Annotated in this window: 19 protein-coding genes; 12 read left to right on the top strand and 7 right to left on the bottom strand. The window is 62.1% G+C overall.

The features are described 5' to 3' along the window. Positions 1-108: 108 nt before the first annotated feature. The 5 genes from M6D32_RS11265 to M6D32_RS11245 all read right to left on the bottom strand — a co-directional run bounded on the left by M6D32_RS11265 (position 109) and on the right by M6D32_RS11245 (position 5,125). A complete protein-coding gene (locus M6D32_RS11265; protein WP_298255998.1) occupies positions 109-1,104 on the bottom strand; it encodes an alpha/beta hydrolase in 996 nt (331 codons plus the stop codon). 9 nt (positions 1,105-1,113) lie between these two features. Continuing rightward, entirely contained in the window at positions 1,114-2,664 is a 1,551-nt protein-coding gene (locus tag M6D32_RS11260) for a wax ester/triacylglycerol synthase family O-acyltransferase (protein WP_298255996.1), read from the bottom strand. A gap of 67 nt (positions 2,665-2,731) precedes the next feature. Next, on the bottom strand, positions 2,732-3,529 hold the full coding sequence (locus M6D32_RS11255) for an alpha/beta hydrolase (RefSeq protein ID WP_298255994.1): 798 nt from the start codon (positions 3,527-3,529) through the stop codon (positions 2,732-2,734). Then, a complete protein-coding gene (locus tag M6D32_RS11250) occupies positions 3,526-3,780 on the bottom strand; it encodes a DUF6489 family protein (RefSeq protein ID WP_298255992.1) in 255 nt (84 codons plus the stop codon). Before M6D32_RS11250 ends, M6D32_RS11255 begins: the two co-directional genes overlap by 4 nt. Positions 3,781-3,883: 103 nt before the next feature. Next, complete coding sequence (locus tag M6D32_RS11245; protein ID WP_298255990.1) at positions 3,884-5,125, bottom strand: FAD-dependent oxidoreductase; 1,242 nt, start codon at positions 5,123-5,125, stop codon at positions 3,884-3,886. Positions 5,126-5,313: 188 nt separating this feature from the next. Here M6D32_RS11245 and M6D32_RS11240 point away from each other — a divergent pair, with 188 nt between their 5' ends. The 12 genes from M6D32_RS11240 to M6D32_RS11185 all read left to right on the top strand — a co-directional run bounded on the left by M6D32_RS11240 (position 5,314) and on the right by M6D32_RS11185 (position 19,547). Beyond that, complete coding sequence (locus tag M6D32_RS11240) at positions 5,314-6,909, top strand: ABC transporter substrate-binding protein (protein WP_298255988.1); 1,596 nt, start codon at positions 5,314-5,316, stop codon at positions 6,907-6,909. Positions 6,910-7,011: 102 nt separating this feature from the next. After that, positions 7,012-7,992 carry an ABC transporter permease gene (locus M6D32_RS11235; protein ID WP_298255986.1) on the top strand — a complete coding sequence of 327 codons (981 nt, stop codon included), beginning with the start codon at positions 7,012-7,014 and terminating at the stop codon, positions 7,990-7,992. 10 nt (positions 7,993-8,002) lie between these two features. Next, entirely contained in the window at positions 8,003-8,962 is a 960-nt protein-coding gene (locus tag M6D32_RS11230; RefSeq protein ID WP_298255984.1) for an ABC transporter permease, read from the top strand. Then, positions 8,959-9,945, top strand: a complete 987-nt coding sequence (locus M6D32_RS11225) for an ABC transporter ATP-binding protein (RefSeq protein ID WP_298255982.1) — start codon at positions 8,959-8,961, stop codon at positions 9,943-9,945. Before M6D32_RS11230 ends, M6D32_RS11225 begins: the two co-directional genes overlap by 4 nt. After that, on the top strand, positions 9,942-10,943 hold the full coding sequence (locus tag M6D32_RS11220; protein WP_298255980.1) for an oligopeptide/dipeptide ABC transporter ATP-binding protein: 1,002 nt from the start codon (positions 9,942-9,944) through the stop codon (positions 10,941-10,943). Before M6D32_RS11225 ends, M6D32_RS11220 begins: the two co-directional genes overlap by 4 nt. Before the next feature lie 259 nt (positions 10,944-11,202). Then, positions 11,203-13,005, top strand: a complete 1,803-nt coding sequence (locus M6D32_RS11215) for a gamma-glutamyltransferase family protein (RefSeq protein ID WP_298255978.1) — start codon at positions 11,203-11,205, stop codon at positions 13,003-13,005. 6 nt (positions 13,006-13,011) lie between these two features. Further along, entirely contained in the window at positions 13,012-13,722 is a 711-nt protein-coding gene (locus M6D32_RS11210) for a DUF1028 domain-containing protein (RefSeq protein ID WP_298255976.1), read from the top strand. Then, positions 13,719-14,708 carry an ABC transporter ATP-binding protein gene (locus M6D32_RS11205; RefSeq protein ID WP_298255974.1) on the top strand — a complete coding sequence of 330 codons (990 nt, stop codon included), beginning with the start codon at positions 13,719-13,721 and terminating at the stop codon, positions 14,706-14,708. Before M6D32_RS11210 ends, M6D32_RS11205 begins: the two co-directional genes overlap by 4 nt. 199 nt (positions 14,709-14,907) lie before the next feature. Next, positions 14,908-15,987 carry a dipeptide ABC transporter ATP-binding protein gene (locus M6D32_RS11200; RefSeq protein ID WP_298255972.1) on the top strand — a complete coding sequence of 360 codons (1,080 nt, stop codon included), beginning with the start codon at positions 14,908-14,910 and terminating at the stop codon, positions 15,985-15,987. A 45-nt stretch (positions 15,988-16,032) separates the two neighbouring features. After that, positions 16,033-17,544: an ABC transporter substrate-binding protein gene (locus M6D32_RS11195; protein WP_298255970.1), complete on the top strand. Its 1,512-nt coding sequence runs from the start codon at positions 16,033-16,035 to the stop codon at positions 17,542-17,544. 171 nt (positions 17,545-17,715) lie between these two features. Then, positions 17,716-18,657, top strand: coding sequence for an ABC transporter permease (locus tag M6D32_RS11190; protein ID WP_298255968.1), 942 nt, complete (start codon positions 17,716-17,718; stop codon positions 18,655-18,657). Between the two features lie 2 nt (positions 18,658-18,659). Beyond that, entirely contained in the window at positions 18,660-19,547 is an 888-nt protein-coding gene (locus M6D32_RS11185; RefSeq protein WP_298255967.1) for an ABC transporter permease, read from the top strand. Between the two features lie 64 nt (positions 19,548-19,611). On the opposite strand, the gene M6D32_RS11180 is transcribed toward M6D32_RS11185, so the two are convergent. Both M6D32_RS11180 and M6D32_RS11175 read right to left on the bottom strand, forming a co-directional pair. Beyond that, a complete protein-coding gene (locus M6D32_RS11180) occupies positions 19,612-20,367 on the bottom strand; it encodes a hypothetical protein (RefSeq protein WP_298255966.1) in 756 nt (251 codons plus the stop codon). 323 nt (positions 20,368-20,690) lie between these two features. Further along, positions 20,691-23,786, bottom strand: coding sequence for an efflux RND transporter permease subunit (locus M6D32_RS11175; protein WP_298255965.1), 3,096 nt, complete (start codon positions 23,784-23,786; stop codon positions 20,691-20,693). Positions 23,787-23,817 lie beyond the last annotated feature (31 nt).

Genomic DNA, 23,817 nt, shown 5'->3' with positions numbered 1-23,817 from the left:
ATTGCCTTTCCTTGCTCGGTCATTCCGGGATGGTCCGAAGGACCAGACTCGGAATCTCGAGATTCCGGATTCGATGCTCCGCATCGCTCCGGAATGACGACTGCGTCGTCAACCAAACCGCTTCCGTCGCCATTCGATCAGCTTGGCGCTGACCTCCTGCGGCTTTTCCTGTTGCGTCCAGTGCCCGCTACCGCGCACCAGATACTTCTCCAGGTCAGGCACGACTTTCTCCATGCCGTCGGTCGCTGACGGCGGCAGCACCGCATCGTTCTCGGCCATGATCATCAGCGACGGTACCCGAACCGTGTGATCGAGACCTTCTGAGCGTTGCCAGTTGCGCGAGAAATTGCGATACCAGTTGATACCGCCGGTGAAGCCGGTCCTGGTGAAGGTATCGACAAAGACCTTCTTTTCGTCCGCAGACAGGATCGGCGTGCGCGGATCGTATCTGGCGTCGTAGGTCGCGATCATTTGCGGAAACGCCAGATTGAGTTTCGGCGACGCCCCGATGCCCGCGGTTGGCGGTTCTGTCGACGCGTCGTCGCCGCGTGGCAGCGGCTTGCGCATGAAGGCGTCGAAGGTTTGCTCCACCCGGCTGCCGAATATTCGGTCCGGCTCGCGCGCGGGGTCCTGAAACTGGACAATATACATGCTGTCACCGAAGCGATGGCGCATCAGTTCGATCGGATCGGCCGGCGCGCGAGGCCAATGCGGCGTGTTGACGCCTACGACACCTGCAACGCGGTCGCGATGCGACAACGCCATCCGCCAGACGACAAAGCCGCCCCAGTCGTGGCCGACGAAGATCGCCTTGTCGATTTTCAGATGATCGAGCAAGCCGACGAGGTCGCCGGTCAAATGCTCCATGTCGTAGGCCTCGACGGGCTCCGGCCGGTCGGTCGCGCCATAGCCGCGCTGGTCGGGTGCGATCACGCGAATGCCGGCCCCGCTTAGCGCCTTGATCTGATGACGCCAGGAGAACGCGATCTCCGGCCAGCCGTGACACAGGATCATCGGCGGGCGATCGGTTTTCGGACCCGCTTCGTAGAAGCCCATCCGAATCCCGTTGACGTCCGCATATTGCAGCGGGGGCATTTCGATCATGGCTTGTCCCTACTCGGCCGCGGGCTTCACATCGGCCGGCCGCGGCGCAAAGGCGGCCTCAAGCGCCGAAAACTCCTCCGGCACCATGTCGCACAGCACCTGCACATGCGGAATGATGTTGGCTCCCGCGATAAAGCCGAAGTCGAGTTGATCGCGGTAGCTTTGCACGGTGATGTTCAGCGCGAGGCCATGGGTCGATATCGACACCGGGAAGATGTGCAGCAATTCAGCGCCCGCAGCATAAAGCGTCTGGCGCGGTCCGGGAACGTTCGACACCGTGATATTGGCCGCCGGCGGCAGCACGTCGGAGAGACTTGAGCGGCTATAGAGCAGCGAGAGAATCTGGACGAAAATCGGCGCGCCCAGCATCGAGACATTCTGGATCTGCGGCATCAAGGCACGCAGCGGATGCGACATCTCCTTTGACTTGGTGGATTGTGCAATGATCGTCTCAAGCCGCGTTTTGGGATCCTCGACGTTGGTTGCAATCGAGCAGATCATGCCGAACACCTGGTTGTTGGCGTCGGTATTGCCCTCCTCGCGCAGCGAAATCGGCACACCGGCCGTCATCGATTTCGACGGTAACGCGCCGCGCTCCACGAGATAGCGTCGGACCACGCTGCTCGAGATCGCCAGAACGACATCGTTGAGCTTGCCGCCGGCCGCTTTCGCAACCGCCTTGGCGCGGGACAGCGGAATGGAGACGCCGGCAAAGCTGCGCTCCGACGAGATCTGTTTGTTGAGGATGGTCGGCGGCGACATCATGCTGGCAATGCTGTCGCGCGACCGGGGATCGGCGATCTTTCCGACCACTTCCGACACGCTTTTGAGCAGGGTCGGAACATTGCCGGCAAACTTTACCGCATTTTCGATCTGGAACATCGCATTGTCGAACAGGATCGAGCCGAGGTCGCTCTTGCCGGAGCGCGGCAGCTCAATGCCCTTTGCCGCACCGGAAGCGCCGAACGGCTCCCGCCAAAGCTGCTGATAGGAATCCAGAAGATTGGCCGCGATATCGCGCGGCTCCTGCCCAACTTTCGCGCGCTCGGTCGGCGGCTCGATTTTCCGCGGCACCGGTGTCACGTCGTAGATCATGTTGGTCAGCGCGGCTCCGGCTCCGCCGTCGATGCAGGCATGGTGCATCTTGGAATAGAGCCCGATCTCGTTGTCCTTCATGCCCTCGAAGACATAGAACTCCCAGAGCGGACGCGCGCGGTTGAGCAGCTTGGCGTGCATCCAGCCGACGATGCGCTCGAGCGTCGCGCGGTCGTGCGGCGCCGGCAGGCTGCCGCGGAAGATGTGGCGGTCGATGTCGAACTGGTCATCCTCGACCCATGACGGATGATCGATGTCGAGCGGCGCTTTTTCCAGACGTGCTTTCAGGATCGGCGCGACGTGCAGGCGCGAGGCGATCATCGCCTTGAAGTCTTCGAAGAAGTCGCCCTTGTAGTCTTCCGGCAGCCGGAAGATCGCCATGCTGCCGACATGCATCGGCATTTCCGGCGTTTCCAGATAGAGAAACGACGCATCCATGGCCGACAGTTTCCTGGCGTCACTCATAGGCTCCTCCCGCGAAAAGTTATGCTGCACCTAGGGTGGCGCACAGTCCCTTAAACCGGGCCGCTAGTCAGGATTGTGCCCGCTCTCGCGGCGCATATGCAATGGCAAAGGGTCCGGATCGGTCAAATTGGCTGAATTGACCTTCGTGCTGGGCCAGACGGTCCGCTACTGCCCACAATACCGCGGGGTTGACACCAAGCCCGACGTGGCTCGCGAGATAGACCTCGACATTCTCGGCTGCGACTGAGGGGCGCAGCAAACAGGTATGCCAGTTGACCACACCGTCGGCGCGCGAAAAAATCGAGGTCGTCGGAACAGGCAGGTCACCGCCGATCGCCTGAAGAAATTCGGGATCGTCGCCGACCACCTCGCCCGACAGCGCCTCATAGAGCCGGGTCGCATTCGTTGCCCGTACGTCGTTGGCAAACGGGCTTCCCAGCGTCACCACATAGCGCACCATCTCGGGTGCGCTGAGCGCAAGGTCGCGCGCATAGACGCCACCCAGGCTCCAGCCGACGACAGAGACCTTGCGGCCGGAACTCGCGTGGATCTCGGCAAGCCGATCGCGCAAGGCAGCACGCAGGCGCGTCATGCCGCCGAGGTTTCGGCCCATCTGCCAGGCATGAGCTTCGTATCCGAGTTCGGTCAGATAGCGGCGCAGCGGCGCCATCGAGAGATCGCCGGCGAGAAAGCCCGGCAAGGCCAGCACCGGATGGCCGTCCCCTCTCGGCGCACGCAGCAGGAACGGCGCGGTCATCAGGCTGGCGTTGAACTCGAAGATGCCGCGCATCTCGGCGAGAAGCATACCGAGGCCCGGCGCGCGAAGCGACCTTGCCGGCCGTTCGCCTCCGTCGGGCGACATCATTTCTTGTCGGGCGTTCGCGTGCCGCCAAGGCCCGTCATGGCGGCAAACAGGTCACTGAACCGCTCCGCGAATTTCGGGTCAAACGAGAGCCAGCTTTGCATCAAGGCCTCGGGCGAGACCTTCTGGATATTGTCGAGCATCTGGTTCTGGAGCTTTTCCATCACCGCCGTCTGCATCGGCTGTACGTCCGGAAGCCCGAAAAACTGCCGCGCCTCCTGCGGCGTGCAGTCGATTTCGACGTTAACCTTCATGGGTGCTCCTGTGATCACATCCGAAAGCGCCGTGCAGTCATGCCAGTATCACCGCGACGGCTGCCGGGACGCAAGCCGTCAGATAGGCGAAAGGAAGATGTGATCAGCCAAAGCGGTCGGCGGCAAATGGACGGGGGTCGGCGAACGGCGTCGCGCCCGTCATCATTTCCGCCAGGAGACGGCCCGCGACGGGGCCGAGCGTGAGCCCATGGTGCTGATGACCGAAATCGAACCAGAGCCCCGCATGGCGCGGCGCCTTACCGATCACCGGCAGCATGTCCGGCAGGCATGGCCGTGACCCCATCCAGGGCTTTGCGTCAACCGCCTCGCCCAACGGGAACAGCGCGTGTGCCCGCGGCAACGCTTGCTCGACCTGGGTCGGTCTTGGCGGCGCATCGCGCCGGGCAAACTCCACACCCGTCGTCAGTCGAATCCCCCGGTTCATCGGCGCGAGCAAATAGCCGAGATCGGAATCCAGGACCGGATGATTGAGCACCGCGTTGCCGCGCGGTTTCAGGTGCAGGTGATAGCCGCGCTTGATGCCCAGCGGAAACGAATAGCCGAGCGGGCCGAATATCTGGTCGGACCATGGGCCAAGCGCCACGACGACCTCGCGTGCGGCTGCCCCGTTGACGCGCCATCCGCCGCTTTCCTGCGTCAGCGTTCGCGCGTCCGCGACCACAAAGCGTCCGCCTTTGCGGACGAACAACTCCGCATAGGCTTTCGCGAGCGCCCCGGGATCGGCAATGAAGCCCGGGGTCGGAAAATGGATGGCCCCGGCAAAGTCGCCGGTCAGATGAGGCTCGCGCGCGGCGATCGATTTGCTATCGAGCACTTCGGTAGGAACGCCATATTGCTTTGCGCGCTCGGCATCGCGCATCGCCGCCGCAAGGCTCGCCTCGACACGAAACAGCTTGAGCCAGCCGTTGCGGCGCAGCAGTTCGCCAACGCCGGCCTCCGCGATCAGCGCCTCGTGCTCGACGAGGCTTCTCTGGATCAGCGGCAGCACGGCCATCGCGGTGTGCTTCACCCGCGCTGGCGAAGACGCCAGGTAGTAGCGTATGATCCAGGGCAGGAAATCCGGCAATTCCGAAATGCGGTACCGCGCCTGCGGCAGACGATTCAGCGCATATTGCAGGATCTGGCCGAAATCGCGCGGAAACATGTACGGAAACACCGAGGCGCACTCGATAAGCCCGGCATTGCCGTAGCTGGTCTCCTCGCCGGCCTGCTCGTGCCGGTCGACCAGAATGACGTCGCTCCCGAGCTTTTGCAGGTGCAGCGCCGCACCGACGCCCACCATGCCTGCGCCCAGCACAAGAACGTCGGCCTTTGCTTCCGCCATTCATCACTCCCATTGAATTGGCGGGCTCCACAAAACCGCCAGCGCTAGACTTAGGCAGGACCTGATACCCGCACACCATTGCAGCCAGAGGAAATCGCCTTTGCGCGGCGGCCAAACTCTGGCAACATGGATCGATTGTCATTTGTTGCATCGCCGAACTTGTACACCACCGCGGAGCGCGTTCACCAATGCCGTTACGTCAGATCTTGCTTGCAACGGCCACCCTTTCGATCCTCGCCCTTACTGCGCTGCCGGCCTCAAGCCAGACCATACGGTACGCCAACCAGGGCGAGCTTAAATCGCTCGATCCCTATACACTCAAGGAAACCACGACCATCGCCCATCATGCCCACGTCTATGAGGGGCTGGTTACGCGTGACAAGAATCTGAAGATCGTTCCGGCGCTGGCGGAAAGCTGGGAAGTTCTCGATCCGACCCACTGGCGTTTCCACCTGCGCAAGGGCGTCAAATTCCACAACGGCGATCCCTTCACCGCAGATGACGTGATCTTTTCCGCCGAGCGCGTCCGCGCCAAGGGTTCGAACTTCCTCACCAACGTTCCGGCCGACGCCAAGTTCATCAAGGTCGACGACTATACGGTCGACGTCAAACTCGATGCGCCCAATCCCATTCTGATTTCGCAGTGGGACGGCTGGTTCATCATGGACAAGAAATGGTGCGAGGAAAACAATTCCGTCGCCCCGACGCCGGCTTCCGCAACCACGCCAAGCTACGCATCGCTGCACGAAAACGGTACCGGCCCATTCAGCATCGAAAGCCATCAGCCGGGCGTGAAGACCGTGTTCAAGGTCAATCCGAACTGGTGGGGCAAGCCCGAACACAACATCAAGGAAATCATCTTCACGCCGATCGCCTCCGCCTCGACCCGCGTCGCGGCGCTATTGTCCGGCGAAGTCGACGTGATCGAGCCGGTGCCGACGCAGGATATTGCCCGCGTGAATGCGGGCGGCAACGCGACCGTCCTGACCGGACCGGAAGTGCGCACCATCTTCCTCGGCATGGACCAGGAGCGAAACGAACTGCTCTACTCCAACATCAAGGGCAAGAATCCGTTCAAGGATATCCGCGTCCGCGAAGCCTTCTACAAGGCGATCGATGTCGACCTGATCAAGACGCGCGTGATGCGCGGCCTCTCGACCCCATCGGCGCTGATGATCGCTCCGCAGCTGTTCCTGCTGTCGAAGGATTTCATCCGGCCCAAGGCCGACCCGGCGGCCGCGAAGAAGCTGATGGTGGACGCCGGCTATCCGGACGGCTTCGAAGTGACGATGGACTGTCCCAACGACCGTTACATCAACGATGCCGACATCTGTCAGGCCGTGGTCGGTATGCTCGCGCGCATCGGCGTCAAGGTGAACCTGCTGGCGCAGCCGAAGGCGCAGTATTTCGGCAAGGTGCTGAAGCCCGGTGGCTATCAGACCTCGTTCTATCTGCTCGGCTGGACGCCGGCCTCGATGGATTCCCACAACGTGCTCTACGATATCATGGGCTGCCACGATCCCAAGGAGCCCAGCCGTGGCGAAGCCAATCTCGGCGGCTATTGCAACAAGGAACTCGATGCGCTCGCCAACAGGATTCTGGTCGAGACCGACACCGCCAAGCGCGACGAGATGATCAAGCAGGCGTTCGAGATCGGGATCAAGGATTACGGCTATATCCCGCTGCACCAGCAGTCGCTGGCCTGGGGCGTTTCGAAAAAAGTAAAGATCACCCAGCGTGCCGACAACCAGGTGCTGTTCTACTGGGCCACCAAGCAGGAATAGCAGTATCTTGAGGTTTAGGATCCCGGAAGTTCATCTTCCGGGACCTGCTATGTTCGATCCAGTCTCAAGAGACGTGTTCCAGAGAAGAAGTGAAAGGAAGAGATGCTCGCTTTCACGCTTCGCCGGGCCATTCAGGCGATCGGGGTCATGATCGCCGTCGGGATCATCTCGTTCTCGATGTTCCGCTTCGTCGGCGATCCCGTGAGCCAGATCGTCTCGATCGACACTTCGGCCGCGGAGCGGGCAGAGATCAGAAAATCGCTCGGGCTCGATGATCCCGTCGCCGTCCAATTCTTGCGCTATTTCGCCAATGCGGCGCAATTCAAGTTCGGCGTCTCCTATCAGTTTCGTCTGCCCGTGTCCGATCTCCTCAAGGAACGCATGCCGGCGACGTTGGAGCTTGCCACCTGCGCCACGATCCTGGCGCTGATATTCGGCATCCTGATGGGCGTTTATTCCGCGCTCCGATGCGATACCTGGCTTGCCAAACTATTCCAGGCGATCTCGCTGATCGGCATTTCGCTGCCGACATTCCTGATCGGTATCCTCCTGATCTATCTGTTCTCCGTGACGCTGGGTTGGCTGCCCTCCTTCGGCCGCGGCGAGGTCGTGAAGTTGGGCTGGTGGACTACGGGGCTTCTGACGATTTCCGGTCTTAAAGCGCTGATCATGCCCTCGATCACGCTGGGTCTGTTCCAGATGACCTTGATCATGCGGCTGGTTCGCGCCGAAATGCTCGAAGTGCTGCGCACCGATTACATCCGCTTTGCCCGTGCGCGAGGGCTCACTACCCGCGCCATCCATTTCGGCCACGCACTGAAGAACACCCTCGTCCCCGTGATTACAGTAGCGGGCCTGCAATTTGGATCGGTTATTGCCTTTGCGATCATCACCGAAACCGTCTTCCAGTGGCCCGGCATGGGCCTTCTGTTCGTGCAGGCCGTGCAGAATGTCGATATCCCGATCATGGCCGCCTATTTGCTGATGGTGTCGCTGATCTTCGTCACCATCAATCTCGCGGTGGACGTGCTCTACACGGTGGTCGATCCGCGTCTGCGCGCGACCGTCGGCCGCCCTGCGTAAGAGAGCTGAAATGTCCGACGCCGCGCTCTCACATAAAACCGCATTACACCCGCCGGCGCCGGGCCTCGTCCGCCGCGTGCTCGACAGCGACATCTCTTATTCCTTTCGCCGCTCGAAGCTGACGATGCTGGCTGCCGCGGTGACGCTGCTGTTTTTTCTGTTTGCGATCGCAGCGCCCCTCATCGCGGTTCAGAATCCGTTTGATCCCAGCCAGCTTCAACTGATCAATTCACGCGTCGCACCGCTCTGGATGGCGGACGGCCAGAGCCCGTTCCTGCTCGGCACCGACGAGCAGGGCCGCGATGTCCTGTCAGCCATCCTCTATGGTCTACGCATTTCGCTGGCCGTCGGCATTCTGGGCGTGGTGTTTTCGGGCGTGCTCGGCATCGCGCTTGGCCTGATCGCCGGATACTTCGGCGGCGCGATCGACGCAGTGATCATGCGCATCGCCGACGTCCAACTCACCTTCCCCGCCATCCTGATCGCGCTGCTGATCAATGGTATCGCGAAGTCACTGTTCGGCAACCGCATGGACGCCATGAGCATGCTTGCCGTGTTGGTGTTCGCGATCGGCCTGAGTTTCTGGGTACAGTACGCGCGCACCGTGCGCGGCTCGGTGATGGTGGAAAAGAACAAGGATTACGTCGCGGCCGCGCAGCTGATCGGCCTGCCCGCGCCCGTCATCATGCTGCGGCATGTCCTGCCCAATGCCATGGGCCCGATCCTGGTGATTGCCACGATCAACCTCGCGCTCGCCATCATCACCGAGGCCACCTTGTCGTTTCTCGGCACCGGCATGCCCGACACCATGCCGTCGCTCGGCACCTTGATCCGCATCGGCAACAACTATCTGTTCGCCGGCGAATGGTGGATCGTGGCCTTCCCGGGCATCGCGCTCGCGGCACTGGTTCTCGCCGTCAACCTGCTTGGCGACTGGTTGCGCGACGCCTTAAATCCGAAACTCCGATGAGCGAACCCGTCCTTTCCGTGCGCAACCTGCGGGTCGAGTTTGCCACCCGCCATCAAGTGCTGCGCGCGATCGACGGCATTTCGTTTGATATCGCCAAGGGCGAGGTGTTGGGCGTCGTCGGCGAATCCGGCGCCGGCAAATCCGTAACAGGACTTGCCGTGATCGGCCTGATCGATCGGCCCGGCCGAATTGCCGGCGGCGAAATCCATCTTTCGGGCACGCGGATCGACGACTTGCCGCCGGAAGAAATGCGCCGCATCCGGGGAAAACGGATCGGGATGATCTTTCAGGACCCGCTCACAAGCCTCAACCCGCTTTACCGGATCGGCGATCAACTGGCCGAGACCATCCGCACCCACACCGAGCTGTCGGATCAGGCCGCACGCAAGCGCGCCATCGACCTGCTCGTCGAAGTCGGCATTCCCGCACCCGACAAGCGTATCGATTCCTATCCGCATGAATTCTCCGGCGGCATGCGCCAGCGCGTCGTGATCGCGCTCGCGATCTGTGCCGAGCCGGAACTGATCATCGCTGACGAGCCGACCACAGCTCTCGACGTTTCGGTCCAGGCCCAAATCATCGCTTTGATCAAACGGCTCGGGCGCGATCACGGCACCGCCGTGATGCTCGTTACCCACGACATGGGCGTGATCGCCGAGACCTGCGACCGCGTCGCGGTGATGTATTCTGGCCGCATTGCCGAAATCGGCCCGGTGCGCGATGTCGTGCAAAGTCCGCTGCATCCATACGCCAAAGGCCTGATGGGCGCGATCCCGACACTGGCAAGTGACGCCTCGCGCCTGGTCCAGATTCCCGGCAGCATGCCGCGCCTGTCTGCGATCCCGCCGGGTTGTCCGTTCAACCCGCGTTGTGCCTTTGCATTCGATCGCTGCCGCAGCGAGCGGCCCGAGCCGATCACCTGTGGTTCGCAGGCGGTCGCCTGCCATCTCCATGATGCCGCCGCGAAGGAAAGCGCGGCATGACAGAAAAGCCCTTTGTCGAGGTGAAGAACCTGCGCCGCGTCTTCGACGTTTCGAAGCCGTGGCTGAATCGCCTGCTCGAAGGCGGACAGCTGGAATTCCTGAAAGCCGTCGACAACATCAGTTTCGATATCGCCAAAGGCGAGACCTTTGCGCTGGTCGGCGAATCCGGTTCCGGAAAAACCACCGTCGCACGGATGGTGGTCGGGCTATTGCCGCCGAGCTCGGGCAACGTCCTCATCGATGGCGTCTCGATGACGGAGCCGCACCAGGTGCAAGCGAGACAGCAACTGCGCCGCCGCATCCAGATGATTTTCCAGGACCCCTATGCGAGCCTCAACCCGCGGCTTCGCGTCGATGCCGTCATCGCCGAGCCGATCCGCGCCTTTAGTTTGATGCAGAGCGAAGCCGATGTTCGCGGCCGCGTCGGCGAGTTGCTCGGCCTGGTTGGCCTGCATACCGACGACGGCTGGAAATATCCGCACGAGTTCTCCGGTGGCCAGCGCCAGCGCATCGCGATTGCGCGTGCGCTGGCTTCCGAATCCGAATTCATCGTCTGCGACGAGCCGACCTCGTCGCTCGACGTTTCGGTTCAGGCGCAGATCCTCAACCTGATGCGCGATCTGCAGGACAAGTTCGGCCTCACTTATCTCTTTATCAGCCACAACCTCGCGGTCGTGCGGCACATGGCAACGCGCATCGGCGTAATGTATCTCGGCCGCGTGGTCGAGATTGCGGAGTCCCGCGAATTATTCGCTGCGCCGAAAATGCCCTACACCAAAATGCTGCTCGGCGCGGTGCCGGATCTGGCAATGTCCGGCCGCCAGCGGATCCCGGTGAAGGGCGAGATCCCGAACCCGATCAATCCGCCCTTGGGGTGTTCCTTCAATCCACGCTGCCCGCTGGCGTTCGATCTTTGCCGCCGCGAGACACCGCTACTGGTCAACGGAGTGGCCTGCCACGCGGTTAACAACCGTGCGGAAGCGGCCGTCGGCGTATGATCACAACATCGGCCGCTGAGGAACGATAGTGGAGTGGATTTGACATTCGCTACCTATCCGGCCAAGCGTTCGTAAAGCGAATGTCAAATCCAAAACTCCACTAGAAACTTATATTTGCTGGTGGTCCTTTGATTCTAACATTCGCAAAAGTGTCCGCTGAGAAGGGATGCGAATGTTAGAATCGGACCACCAGTTGGCAGAGCGCCCTGGCTGTGGTCAATTGCGGACCCCGTCAATCCAAGAAACGTAAAAAATCACGATGAGCCACATCAATCCCAATCCCTTCACCACCCGCCCCGAGATCGATGGCATGTTTGGGGTGGTGACCTCGACCCACTGGATCGCAACGGCGGTGGGCATGGGTATCCTGGAAAAGGGCGGCAACGCTTTCGACGCCGGCGTCGCCACCGCCTTCACTCTTCAGGTAGTCGAGCCGCATCTGAACGGCCCTGGCGGCGACGTGCCGATCATCGTGCATGACGTCAAGCGCGGCCGAACTGAGGTGATTTGCGGCCAGGGTCCGGCGCCAGCCCGCGCCACCATCGCGCATTACCGGAGCGACGGCCTCGAGATGGTGCCCGGCACCGGGCTCCTTGCGGCCTGCATTCCCGGCACGTTCGAATCCTGGATGCTGCTGTTGCGGGATTACGGCACCATGGAGCTGCGCGACGTGCTGGAACCGGCGATTGCCTACGCCCGCGACGGCTATCCGTTCCTGGAACGCGCGGCCGCGACCATCAAGATCGTCGAGCAGTTGTTCCGGAAATACTGGCATACGTCGGCGGCCGTCTACCTGCCGAACAACGAAGTGCCGAAGCCCGGCGCGCTGTTCACCAACGCCAGGCTGGCCGAAACCTATACGCGCATCCTGAAAGAAGCCGAAAGCGCCGGCGGCAACCGCGAGGCGCAAATCGAGGCCGCCCGAAGCGCGTGGTCGAAAGGCTTTGTGGCGGAAGCGATCGACAAGTTCTGCCGCACCCAGGAAGTGATGGATGTGAGCGGATCGCCGCATCGCGGCGTGCTCTCGGCCGACGACATGGCACGCTGGCAGCCGACTGTCGAAGCACCTCTGACCTATGATTACCGCAACTACACCGTCTGCAAGGCCGGCGTCTGGAGCCAGGGCCCGGTGATGCTGCAGCAACTCGCGCTGCTCAAGGGTTTTCAGTTCGACGGGCTCGACCCTGCGGGACCTGAGTTCATCCATATCCAGATCGAATGTGCCAAGCTCGCCTATGCCGACCGCGAAAAATTCTACGGCGATCCGGAGTTCACCAAAGTTCCGATCGGGACACTCTTGTCTGATCCCTACAATGACCAGCGCCGCAAGCTGATCTCGGACAGGGCCTCGCTCGATTTCATCCCGGGTTCGGTCGAAGGTTTTGGCGGCGTGGTGAAGCTGCGCCGTCAGGAAGGAAGCCGCGAGGCCGTCGGCGCGATGGGCGCAGGCGAGCCCACCGTGGGACGGATGGGCGAAGTGAACGGCGACACCGTCCATTTCGATATCATCGATAAGGCCGGCAACATGATCTCGGCCACGCCTTCCGGCGGCTGGTTGCAGTCCTCGCCGGTCATTCCCGAACTCGGGTTCTGCCTCGGCAGCCGCGCGCAGATGTTCTGGCTCGAGGAAGGCCACCCCGCTTCGCTCGCGCCTGGTAAGCGCCCGCGCACCACGCTCTCGCCGACCATGGCGCTGCGCGACGGCGAGCCGTATTTGTCGTGGGGTTCGCCTGGCGGCGATCAGCAGGACCAGTGGATCACGCAATTCTTCCTGCGGCATGTCCACGCCAGGATGAACTTGCAGGAGGCGATCGACGCACCGGCCTGGCACTCCGAGCATTTCCCGATCTCGTTCTGGCCGCGTACCTCGCGCCCCGGCGTGATGGTGGTCGAAAACCGGGTGCCCAAGGCCGCGATCGATAACCTGCGCGAACGTGGACACACCGTGGAGATCGGTCCGGACTGGTCGGAGGGCCGCCTGACGGCCGCCTCGAAAATCGGACGACGACGCCGTGCCGCCGCCAACGCCCGCGGCATGCAGGGCTACGCCGCCGGACGGTGAAACTCCATGACCTGGTCGATCATTGCCAAGGACAATGCCACCGGCCAGATCGGAATAGCGGTGGCCACGAAATTCTTCGCGGTCGGCGCGCGCGTACCCCACATCGCTCCCGGCGTCGGCGGCATCGCCACGCAGGCGCTGGTCAACCCCTATTACGGCATCGATGGTCTGAAGCTGCTTCGCGAAGGCCGTTTCCCGCGCGACGTTATTGAGACGCTTGTTGCGAGCGACGCTGGACACGCCAGCCGGCAGGTCCATATCATGGACGCCAAAGGGCAGATCGCCGCCTTTACGGGCAAAGACTGCGTCGACTGGTGTGGTCATCTCGAAGGCGACGGCTATTCGATTGCCGGCAACATGCTCGCGGGTGCGCGGGTTCTGAACGAAACCGCAACAGCCTATGTTGCCAACATCGGTTTGCCTTTTACGCGGCGCCTGATCGCCGCCCTGCGTGCCGGTGAAGCCGCCGGCGGCGACAAGCGCGGCAAGCAGTCGGCCGCGCTTTTGATTTACGGCGAGGAGGAATGGTCCAACCTTGACCTTCGCGTGGACGACCACGTCGATCCCTTGGCCGAACTGGAGCGGTTGGAGGCGGTGAGCCGCGAGCGCTGGGTGCATTTCAGAAAGTGCCTGCCGACCCGGAAAAATCCGGCCGGGATCACTAATCGCGCCGTGATCGATGCCGGCGTTGCCAACGCGGTCGAAAGCCAGCAATGACCGACGCGCCGCTGATCGAAATCAGGGATTTGCGTGTCACGTTTCGCGGCGATGACGGCCGCGCCACCCATGCGGTCGATACTGTCGATCTGGCCGTCGCGCGTGGCGCGACGCTCGGGCTGGTCGGCGAGTCCGGCTGCGGCAAAAGCGTCACCTCGCTCGCAGTGATGGGACTTCTGCCCAGGCAATCCGCCGAAGTGACGGGATCAATCCGCTTTGACGGCTTCGATCTCCTCGACGTTCCCGACCAGGTCCGGCGCGATTTGCGCGGCAATCGCCTCGCAATGATCTTTCAGGAACCGATGACGTCGCTCAATCCGAGCTTCACCATCGGCGACCAGGTCATGGAATCCATTCTTCGTCACCGCGGTGGCAGCCGCAGCGCCGCGCGCAAACGCACGATCGAACTATTGCGGCAGGTACATATCCCTTCGCCCGAGCGGCGCATCGACGAATATCCGCACAAACTCTCCGGCGGCATGCGCCAGCGCGTGATGATCGCAATGGCGCTGGCCTGCGATCCGCATCTCCTAATCGCCGACGAGCCGACGACGGCGCTCGACGTCACCCTGCAGGCCCAGATTCTCGACCTGATGCGCGAACTCAAGGCGGAAAGCGGCGCGGCAATCATCCTCATCACCCATGACCTCGGCGTCGTCGCCGAGGTCTGCGACGAGGTCGCGGTGATGTATGCCGGCGAAGTGGTCGAGCGGACGAGCGTCGACGCGCTGTTCGCTAGCCCCCAACATCCATACACCGTCGGCCTGCTCGGCTCGATTCCGCGCCTCGATCGCCGCACCTCGCATCTTGCGACCATCGAGGGCATGGTCCCGAACATGAGCGCACCGCCAAAAGGGTGCCGCTTCGCCGCGCGCTGTCCGTTTGTAGAGAGCGCCTGCACTACGGCCCCGCCACCATTCGCGCAAATAAGCCCCGGCCATTGGTCGCGCTGCGTCCGCGCGCCGCTGGAAAGGCTAGTGTCGTGATGAGGGCGCGATCGGAGGCAGAAGCTGTCTTTCCCTCCCCCCGCGAGCCCTTGCGAGTGGTGGGGAGGGTCGGCGTATCTTGGCGATGCGAAGCATCGTCCAGAAACGCCGGGGTGGGGGGCCGATATCACAAAAAAAGTCCCCCGACCCCCGACCCCTCCCCGCCGCTCCTCTTCGCTACGCGTTGGGAGGGGAGAGAATGACCGCGCTGCTGGAAGCTAGGAACCTGGTCAAGCACTTCGTTGCAGCGCGCTCGGCGTTCGGACGGCCGACCGCCTTTGTCAGAGCGGTCGATGGCGTTTCCTTCACCGTCAACGCCGGCGAGACGCTGGCCTTGGTCGGCGAATCCGGGTGCGGCAAGTCGACCGTCAGCCGGCTGGTGCTGCGCCTGATCGAGCCCGATCAGGGCGAGGTCCGGTTCGGAGGCCACGACCTGCTGGCGATGAGCGCGAGCGAGTTGCGCGCCTTCCGCCGCGACGCGCAGATCATCTTCCAGGACCCGTATGCTTCGCTGAACCCGCGAATGACCGTCGGGCAGATTCTCACCGAACCGCTCGTGCTGCATGATCTCGTGCCGAGCGGGCGGCGTCGAGAGCGGGTCGAGGAACTGTTGCGGCTGGTCGGGTTGGAGCCGCGCGCGGCGCGCCGTTATGCCCATGAGTTCTCCGGCGGCCAGCGCCAGCGCATCGCGATTGCGCGCGCGCTGGCTGTCGAGCCGAAGCTGATCATCTGCGACGAGCCGGTCTCGGCCCTTGATGTCTCGATCCGTTCGCAAATCCTCAATCTGCTGCGCGACTTGCAACAGCGGCTCGGGCTCGCCTATATTTTCGTTTCCCACGACCTTGCGGTGGTCAAGCATATCGCCGACCGCGTCGCGGTGATGAATCTCGGGCATATCGTCGAGACGGCGGCTGCCGAAACCCTGTTTGCCTCGCCGCGCCACCCCTATAGCCGCGCGCTCCTGTCGGCCATTCCCGTGCCGAGGCCGCAGGCCAAGCGCGGCCGTCTGGTATTGCAAGGCGAGATGCCGAGCCCGATCGATCCGCCGCCGGGCTGCCGCTTCCACACCCGCTGCCCCTTTACGATCGACCGTTGCCGAACCGACGTGCCGCAATTGCTGCCGAGCGGTGCCGGACACCTCACCGCATGCCATCGCGCGGACGATTTACCTCCGGCGGACGCGATCGTTCCCACCGACGGTGCTTTTTCACCCGAGCTGGAGCGATTGGTCGCAGCCTTTAACCGCACGGACGGACGTGAACCGGGGTTTCGGGGTTAGTATGAGCGGCGCGGCTGCGTAACGATGTCAATGGAGACAGGTCCGATGAAGATGATACGATTGGCAGCCCTTGCAGCAGCGATGCTGCTCTCCTTCGAGGCGGTCGCCCACGCCCAAACCACGCTGCGCATCGGCCTTGCCGAAGATCCGGATGCGCTTGATCCCACCACCGCGCGAACCTATGTCGGCCGGATCGTGTTCGCGGCGTTTTGCGACAAGCTGTTCGACATCGACGAGAGACTCAACATCGTGCCGCAGCTCGCCCTGTCGCACGAGACCTCAGCCGACGGCAAGGAAGTTACGATCAAGCTGCGGCCGGGCGTTAAATTTCAGGACGGCGAGCCGTTCGACGCTGAAGCCGCCAAGTTCTCGCTCGATCGTCACCTCAATTCGCCGGTATCGTTCCGCAAGCCCGAACTCGCCGCGCTCGACCATGTCGAGGTGGTCGATCCGCTCACGATCAAGCTCGTGCTGAAAACACCGTACTCGCCACTGATCGCGCAGCTCACCGACCGCGCCGGCATGATGGTCTCGCCCAAAGCCGCCAGGGAAGAAGGCGACAAGTTCGGACTTCACCCGGTCTGCGCCGGGCCTTACAAATTCGTCGAGCGCGTGCAGGAGGACCGCATCGTCTTCGAGAAGTTCAAGGATTACTGGAACAAGGATAACGTCCTCATCGACCGCATCGTGTACCTGCCGATCGTCGATGCTACGGTGCGGCTTGCCAACCTCAAGTCCGGCGGACTCGACCTGATCGAGCGCGTGCTCGCAACCGACATCAAGGACGTGCGCGCCGATCCCAGGCTCAAGCTCTCATCCGCGCTCGAGCTCGGTTATATGGGCCTCACCATTAACGTCGGCAACGACAAGAAGAAGGGCGGCCTCAGCCAATCGGAGAAAGTGCGCCAGGCGCTCGATCTTTCGATCGATCGCGATGCGCTCAACCAGGTTGTCTTCAACGGCGAATTCACGCCGGGCAACCAATGGGTCAGCCCCGAGCATCCCTATTATCAAAAGGCGTTCCCGGTTCCGAAACGCGACATCGAAAAGGCGAAGGCGTTACTGAAGGAGGCAGGCGTAACGCCACCGATCGGCGTCGACCTGATGGTGCCGAAGGGCGCGGAGAACGAGTCGGTCGCCCAGGTTCTGCAGTCAATGGCGGCCGAAGCGGGCTTCGATCTCAAGATCCGCCTGATCGAATTCGCAACCTCCTTCAAGCAGGCGCAGGCCGGCGAGTTTCAGGCCTTTCTGATCGGCTGGAGCGGCCGCATCGATCCCGACGGCAATTCCTACGTCTTTCTCCACAGCAAGGCGCCGCAGAATGACGGCGTCTATTCCAACCCGGAGGTCGACAAGGGTTTTGAGGATGCGCGGCTCACCAGCGATCCAGCGCAGCGCAAGACAATCTACGAGAAGGTGACGGCGCAAGTGCTCAAGGACGAACCGATCATTTATCTCTATCATCGCAAGTTGCTGATCGCGCATACCACCAGGCTTGAGGGCTACCGACAGATGCCGGATGGACTGGTGCGCGTGGTCGGGCTGAAATTGAAGTGAAGCTGCTGGCTCCATACGGGTGTCCCGGACGCGGTCAGCGTTTTCCCGGCGATGCAACGCATCGTCCGGTACGCTGCTCCGCAGCGCTGGGACATATCGACCGGCTCACATGGGTCCAATTCAGCAGCGCAACATTTCATGGTGCGCTACGCCCGGGTCGCGGATAGCCGTATGCTGAACTTCCTTGGCAAACGCGTCCTGCAGCTGATCCCGACACTGTTCTTCGTGTCGGTGCTGATCTTTCTTCTGCAGCACCTCCTGCCCGGCGATCCCGCGCTGGTCATGGCCGGAGAAGAACGCAATCCCGCCGTGATCGCGCAAATCCGCGCGAAATATCGTCTCGATCAGCCGATCCCGGTGCAATATTTCTATTGGGTCAAAGGCGTTGCGTCCGGCGACTTCGGTGAGTCGTTGCGCATCAAGGTCCCCGTACGCGACCTGATTGCGGAGAAGCTGCCCGTGACGATGCAACTCGCCTCGATGGCGATCCTCATCGCTTTCCTGATCGGCATTCCCGCCGGCATCATCTCCGCGGTGAAGAAAGGCACGGTCTGGGACTATGGCGCCAACCTGTTTGCGCTATGGGGCATCTCGACGCCGAACTTCTGGCTCGGCATCATGCTTATCTTCCTGTTCTCGATCAAACTCGGCTGGCTGCCGGCCTCCGGCTACGTTCCCCTCACCGAAAACTGGCGCGCCAGCCTTGCTTCCACCATCATGCCCGCTTTCGTGCTCGGTAATGCCATCGCGGCGATCCTGATGCGCCACACCCGCAGCGCCATGCTGCAGGTTCTCGAAAGCGACTATGTCCGCACCGCCCGTGCCAAGGGTCTTTCCGAGCGCGTCGTCATTCTCAAGCACGCCATGCGCAACGCGCTGACGCCGATCATCACGCTCGGCGCGCTTGAACTCGGCACATTACTGTCGGGCGCGGTGCTGACTGAACAGATTTTCTCCATACCCGGCTTTGGCAAGCTGATCGTCGACGCCGTATTCAACCGCGACTACGCCGTGGTCCAGGGCGTCGTGCTGGTCACGGCGACGATCTACATCACGCTGAACCTGATCGCGGACATCGCCTATATCCTCGTCAACCCGCGGCTGAGAGGTTGACGATGGCCGATGCCGCCTTCGCGATCCCCGCCGCTTCGTCCAACGGCGATTTCGAAACCCCCGCACGGCGCGCGTTGCGGCGGCTGTTGGCGCGCAAAGGCGCCGTCGTTGGTCTGCTTGTCATCGCGGCCTTTATCGGGCTCGCGCTGCTGGCGCCGTGGGTCGTGCCCTACGATCCCGTCGCGACAAGCTGGACGCTGGTGCGAAAGCCCCCATCGGCCCTGCACTGGTTCGGCACAGACGATCTCGGCCGCGATGTCCTTGCCCGCGTGGTGTTCGGCGCGCGGGCCTCGCTACTGGCCGGCGCGATTTCGGTCACCATCGCCCTTTCGATAGGGGTGCCCTTCGGATTGCTCGCCGGATACCGCGGCGGGTTTGTCGACGCGCTGATCAGCCGCATCACCGATGCGATGCTCGCCTGCCCGTTCCTGATCCTGGCCATTGCACTTGCCGCCTTTCTCGGACCGAGCCTGCGCGACGCCATGATCGCCATCGGCATCTCTACAACGCCGGTCTTTATCCGTCTGACCCGCGGGCAGACCCTCAGCGTCAAGGTCGAGGATTATGTCGAGGCGGCCCGCGCCATCGGCAATCCGCCCTGGCGTATCGCTCTGTTCCATATCCTGCCGAATATCCTGCCCGCTTTGCTGGTGCAGGCGACGCTCTCGATTGCGGCCGCTATCATCGCCGAAGCGGCGCTATCGTTCCTCGGCCTCGGCCAGCAGCCGCCGGCGCCCTCCTGGGGCAGCATGCTCAATTCGGCGCAGCGCTTTCTGACCAACGCCCCCTGGATAGCGATCTGGCCGGGACTTGCGATTTTCCTGGTCGTGCTGTCGTTCAACCTGATCGGCGACGGCCTGCGCGACGCGCTCGATCCAAGGCAGCGGTGAGGTTTCCCACCTCTCCGATTGGATCCGCACGGGAGAGGGGGCACACCTTTCTGCCGAAGCGAGATCAAATCACCACCTCCCGGCTCACCCGCCGGCAATCCATCTCGAATTCGAGATCGACCACTGGCGGGCGCGCGAAATGCCAAATCAGGCCGGATCGTGCGGCGCCACGGCGCGCGAGCTCCTCACGCATCACGGCGTGGAAATCATGCACGGTGTAGGCCTGTGCCGCGGTGGTGTCGCTCCACGCAAATCCGAACTCCGCGAGGCGGCCTTCCATTTCGCGCACCGTAAAGCCCACCTTCTCTTTCAGCCCCGCGGGGCTGAGATCGCGGTAACGCACGATCCGCTCGGGATAGCTGCCCGCGCCGCCGCGCGCTTCCGCTCCTCCCGCGACCACAAAGTCAGGGGTCGCCGTGCGGCCCTGTCCCTCGATCGGGCGAACGAATGAGAAGGCGAAGAAAGACGGCGCGGCGGGCGGATCGATCTCGGGGCAGACATTGCTGCGCGCGACCGGATTGGTGGTGCCGTCAAAGATGCCCCACTCGGCCAATGTCCTCACATAGTGCTGGTTGAAGGCGAGGAAACCGGCTTCGGTGAACGCGGCCGGCGACCGCAGCTCGCAGGCGCAGAACGACGTCAACCTCTCGCCCGCGGCCTGAATATATTTCGCGGCTTGCTCAAAACCCGCAGCCAACGGCACCAGGCGGTCGAAGCGCACGCGCTCGATCTGGAATCCGGGAAGGGCGCAGGCGCCACTCGAATACTGAAATACGGCCGGAATGAACCGGTAATTTCCGGCAGCAAAATCGCGGGTCATTCAGGCGTTTCCCTGGATCATGTCAGGTTCCATGGAACTTTAACATGATCTCCTATCCTGAAAATGGCCACACGATCCAGCGCGGCGAAAGAATTTCCGCGCTCGCGTTTTTTCACCTAGTGCCCACTTTCCGAAGTTCGTGCTCCATCGCAGCACCCACCTTCACGAACTTCGGAAAGTCATGGGCTACTCACAAAATTATTGATTCTAGTACCGCTTTATCGATCTGAAGTCCCGGATCGAATTCGCCGCTTGTGGTGCCGGGACTTCAGATCGGCGGTACTAGGCCATTGGCCGACCAAACAAGGCCACTGGCCGACCCGTCACGTCGGCTTGAGCGCTTTCGATTCGAGATCGAACTCGGCGATTTCCCTGGCGCGCTCGGATTCGGCGCCGGCGCGATGGTCGGTTGCGATCCAGACGTAGACCGCCGGCAGCACGAATAACGTGAACAGCGTGCCGATGGTCATGCCGGCGACGACAACCAGGCCGATCGAGAAACGGCTGGCGGCGCCCGCACCTGAGGCCGTCAGGAGCGGCAGCAAGCCGGTCACCATTGCCGCCGTGGTCATCAGGATCGGACGAAGCCGGACGCGGGCCGCCATCTCGATCGCGGAACGGCGGTCGAGGCTTTCATTGAGCTGAAGCTCGTTGGCGAACTCCACCATCAGGATGCCGTGCTTGCTGATCAGTCCGACCAGCGTCAGCAAGCCGACCTGCGTATAGATGTTGATGGTCGCCACGCCGAAGAACAGCGGAAGCAACGCGCCGACCATCGCCATCGGAACGCTGATCATGATGACGAGTGGATCGCGCAAACTTTCGAATTGCGCAGCCAGCACCAGGAAGATGATGATCAGCGCGAAGGCGAAAGTGATCGCAAGCTGATTGCCTTCCTGCACATATTGCCGGCTGTCTGCCAGGTAGTCGTGGTTGAAGCCCGCCGGCAGCTTTTTCGCTTCGCCTTCGAGGAAATCGACCGCCTGCCCGACCGTCACGCCCGGCATCGGCACAGCCTGGAAGGTTGCCGAATTGAGCTGGTTATAGTGTGTCAGCGCGTTGGCATCGGTCCCGGTTTCGATCGAAACCACCGTCGACAGCGGAATCTGCTGACCGGTCGGGGTCGACAGGTAATAGTCGCCAAGTGCTTCCGGCGACAACCGGCTGATGCGCGGGACCTGCGGGATCACCTGATAGGATCGTCCCTCGAGGTTGAAGCGGTTCACATAGTTTCCGCCGAGCATGGTCGCGAGCGTGTTGCCGATGCTCTGCATGGTCAGGCCAAGGTCACTTGCCTTCGAGCGATCGACCTTGATTCGCACCACCGGCTGGTTGAAATCGAGATCGCTGTCGGAAACGATGAACAAGCCGCTCTTGCGCGCCGCGTCCTTGAGCTTGGCCATCTGCTCGTAAACCGACTGGAAGCTATTGGTCGAAGAGACCACCATCTGGACCGGCAGACCGCCGGGACCGCCGGGCAGCGGCGGCAGGTTGAAGGCAAAGGCGTTGATGCCCTCGACCTTGCTCAGCTCTGCCTGCACCAGCGGCTTCAGCTTGATCGACGAGCGCTTCCGCTCATCCCAGGGCTTCAGCAGCATGCCGGCGATGCCGCCCTGCGGACCGCTGATGCCATTCAGGACGAAACGCAGATCCGTTTCGGGGAATTTCGCAAAAGCCTTGTCCAGCTTATCGCTGTAGAAATCGTAATAGTCGATGTTGGCGTATTTCGGCGCCTTGGTCACCGCAAAGACGATGCCCTGATCCTCTTCGGGCGCGAGCTCTTTGGCGGAGTGCAGATAGAGGAAGCCGACCAGGCCCAGGATCGTCAACGCGAACAGTCCGGTGATCGGGCGATAGTCGAGCGAGCGATCGAGCAGACGGCCATAACCGCGCGTCACCGCACCGAATACCCGGTTCACGACCCGGGCAAAGCGGCTCTCCTCCGCGCTCTTGAGGAACATCGAGCACATCATCGGCGACAGCGTCAGAGCGATAATGCCCGACACGATCACCGAGCCGGCAAGCGTAAAGGCGAATTCGCGGAACAGCGAGCCGGTGAGGCCACCGAGGAAGCCGATCGGCGCATACACCGCGGCGAGCGTGATGGTCATGGCAATGACGGGGCCGACGATTTCACGCGCACCCATCATCGCCGCCTGCACCGGCGGCTTGCCCTCTTCCAGATGGCGGTGGATGTTTTCGACCACCACGATGGCGTCGTCGACGACGAGGCCGATCGCCAGCACCATCGCGAGCAGCGTCAGCAGGTTGAAGCTGAAACCAGCGATCAGCATCAGGCTGCATACGCCGATCAACGACAGCGGAATGGTCACAACCGGGATCAGCACCGAACGGAACGACGCCAGGAACAGGAAAATCACGACGACGACGATGATGACCGCCTCGCCAAGCGTCTTTTCCACCTCGTCGATCGAAGACTGAATGAACTTGGTCGAGTCGTAGGCCACCTTCATCTTCATCGAGGGCGGCAGGTTGCGCTCGAGTTCGGGGAATAGCGCGCGGACGCCTTTCACGAGGGTCAGAGGATTGCCCGTTGGCGTTGCCTGTACGCCGATGAAGATCGCGTGCTCGCCATTGAAGGCGACGCTGGCGTCGGTGCTTTGCGCCGCAAGTTCGACCGTTGCGATATCGTCGATCCGGACGAAGCCGCCGTCCTTTGACTTGACGATCATCTTCTTGAACTGATCGAGGTTTTGCAGGTCGGTGTTGGCCGAGACGTTGGAGACGATGAAGAAGCCCTTGGACTGGCCCGCCGCCGCCTGGAAATTGTTGGTGGCAATGGCCGCCTGCACATCCGCCGCCGAAACGTTGCGGCCGGCCATCCGAACGGGATCGAGCCAGAGCCGCATTGCGAAGGTTTGTCCACCGAGAATATCGGCCGAGGCGACACCATCGACGGTCGAAAGCACCGGCTGCACCACGCGCGTCAGGTAGTCGGAAATCGCCGAGCCCGAAAGCACCTCGGAGGAGAAACCGAGATACATCACGGCCGTGGCCTGGCCCGTCGTCTTGGTGACGATCGGGTCGTTGGACTCTTTCGGAATGAGGTATTTGACCGAGTTCACCTTGGCGAGAACCTCGGTCAGCGCTTGGTTCGGATCGAAATTCAGCTTGATGTAGACCTGGATCGTGCTGGTGCCGAGCACCGAGGACGACGTCATGTAGTCGACGCCTTCGGCCGACGCGACCGCCTGCTCGATCGGCGTCGTGATGAAGCCCTGAATCAGATCGGCGGCCGCGCCGGGGTATACGGTCGTGATATTCACCACCGTGTTCGACAGCTTTGGATATTGCCGGATCGGCAACACGGTCGCGGCGCGCAAGCCGATCAGGAGTATCAGCAGGCTGACGACGACCGACAACACCGGCCGCTTGATGAAAATATCAGTCCAGACCATCGTGGGGCTCCGGCTTCTTAATTCGAGGACG

Origin of the sequence: Bradyrhizobium sp. (genome assembly GCF_027307225.1) — a bacterium.
In the GTDB taxonomy this organism is placed as follows: domain Bacteria; phylum Pseudomonadota; class Alphaproteobacteria; order Rhizobiales; family Xanthobacteraceae; genus Bradyrhizobium.
Note: the sequence above shows the minus strand (reverse complement) of the source record. Positions and strands in the feature narration are given on the sequence as shown.

Bases quoted from the DNA above. Each gene is read 5' to 3' on its own strand.
- M6D32_RS11260 (WP_298255996.1), bottom strand. From the start codon at position 2,664: ATGAGTGACGCCAGGAAACTGTCGGCCATGGATGCGTCGTTTCTCTAT.
- M6D32_RS11205 (WP_298255974.1), top strand. From the start codon at position 13,719: ATGACCGACGCGCCGCTGATCGAAATCAGGGATTTGCGTGTCACGTTT.
- M6D32_RS11230 (WP_298255984.1), top strand. From the start codon at position 8,003: ATGTCCGACGCCGCGCTCTCACATAAAACCGCATTACACCCGCCGGCG.
- M6D32_RS11180 (WP_298255966.1), bottom strand. From the start codon at position 20,367: ATGACCCGCGATTTTGCTGCCGGAAATTACCGGTTCATTCCGGCCGTA.
- M6D32_RS11225 (WP_298255982.1), top strand. From the start codon at position 8,959: ATGAGCGAACCCGTCCTTTCCGTGCGCAACCTGCGGGTCGAGTTTGCC.
- M6D32_RS11175 (WP_298255965.1), bottom strand. From the start codon at position 23,786: ATGGTCTGGACTGATATTTTCATCAAGCGGCCGGTGTTGTCGGTCGTC.
- M6D32_RS11215 (WP_298255978.1), top strand. From the start codon at position 11,203: ATGAGCCACATCAATCCCAATCCCTTCACCACCCGCCCCGAGATCGAT.
- M6D32_RS11195 (WP_298255970.1), top strand. From the start codon at position 16,033: ATGAAGATGATACGATTGGCAGCCCTTGCAGCAGCGATGCTGCTCTCC.
- M6D32_RS11245 (WP_298255990.1), bottom strand. From the start codon at position 5,125: ATGGCGGAAGCAAAGGCCGACGTTCTTGTGCTGGGCGCAGGCATGGTG.
- M6D32_RS11235 (WP_298255986.1), top strand. From the start codon at position 7,012: ATGCTCGCTTTCACGCTTCGCCGGGCCATTCAGGCGATCGGGGTCATG.
- M6D32_RS11250 (WP_298255992.1), bottom strand. From the start codon at position 3,780: ATGAAGGTTAACGTCGAAATCGACTGCACGCCGCAGGAGGCGCGGCAG.
- M6D32_RS11240 (WP_298255988.1), top strand. From the start codon at position 5,314: ATGCCGTTACGTCAGATCTTGCTTGCAACGGCCACCCTTTCGATCCTC.
- M6D32_RS11220 (WP_298255980.1), top strand. From the start codon at position 9,942: ATGACAGAAAAGCCCTTTGTCGAGGTGAAGAACCTGCGCCGCGTCTTC.
- M6D32_RS11200 (WP_298255972.1), top strand. From the start codon at position 14,908: ATGACCGCGCTGCTGGAAGCTAGGAACCTGGTCAAGCACTTCGTTGCA.
- M6D32_RS11185 (WP_298255967.1), top strand. From the start codon at position 18,660: ATGGCCGATGCCGCCTTCGCGATCCCCGCCGCTTCGTCCAACGGCGAT.
- M6D32_RS11265 (WP_298255998.1), bottom strand. From the start codon at position 1,104: ATGATCGAAATGCCCCCGCTGCAATATGCGGACGTCAACGGGATTCGG.
- M6D32_RS11255 (WP_298255994.1), bottom strand. From the start codon at position 3,529: ATGATGTCGCCCGACGGAGGCGAACGGCCGGCAAGGTCGCTTCGCGCG.
- M6D32_RS11210 (WP_298255976.1), top strand. From the start codon at position 13,012: ATGACCTGGTCGATCATTGCCAAGGACAATGCCACCGGCCAGATCGGA.
- M6D32_RS11190 (WP_298255968.1), top strand. From the start codon at position 17,716: ATGCTGAACTTCCTTGGCAAACGCGTCCTGCAGCTGATCCCGACACTG.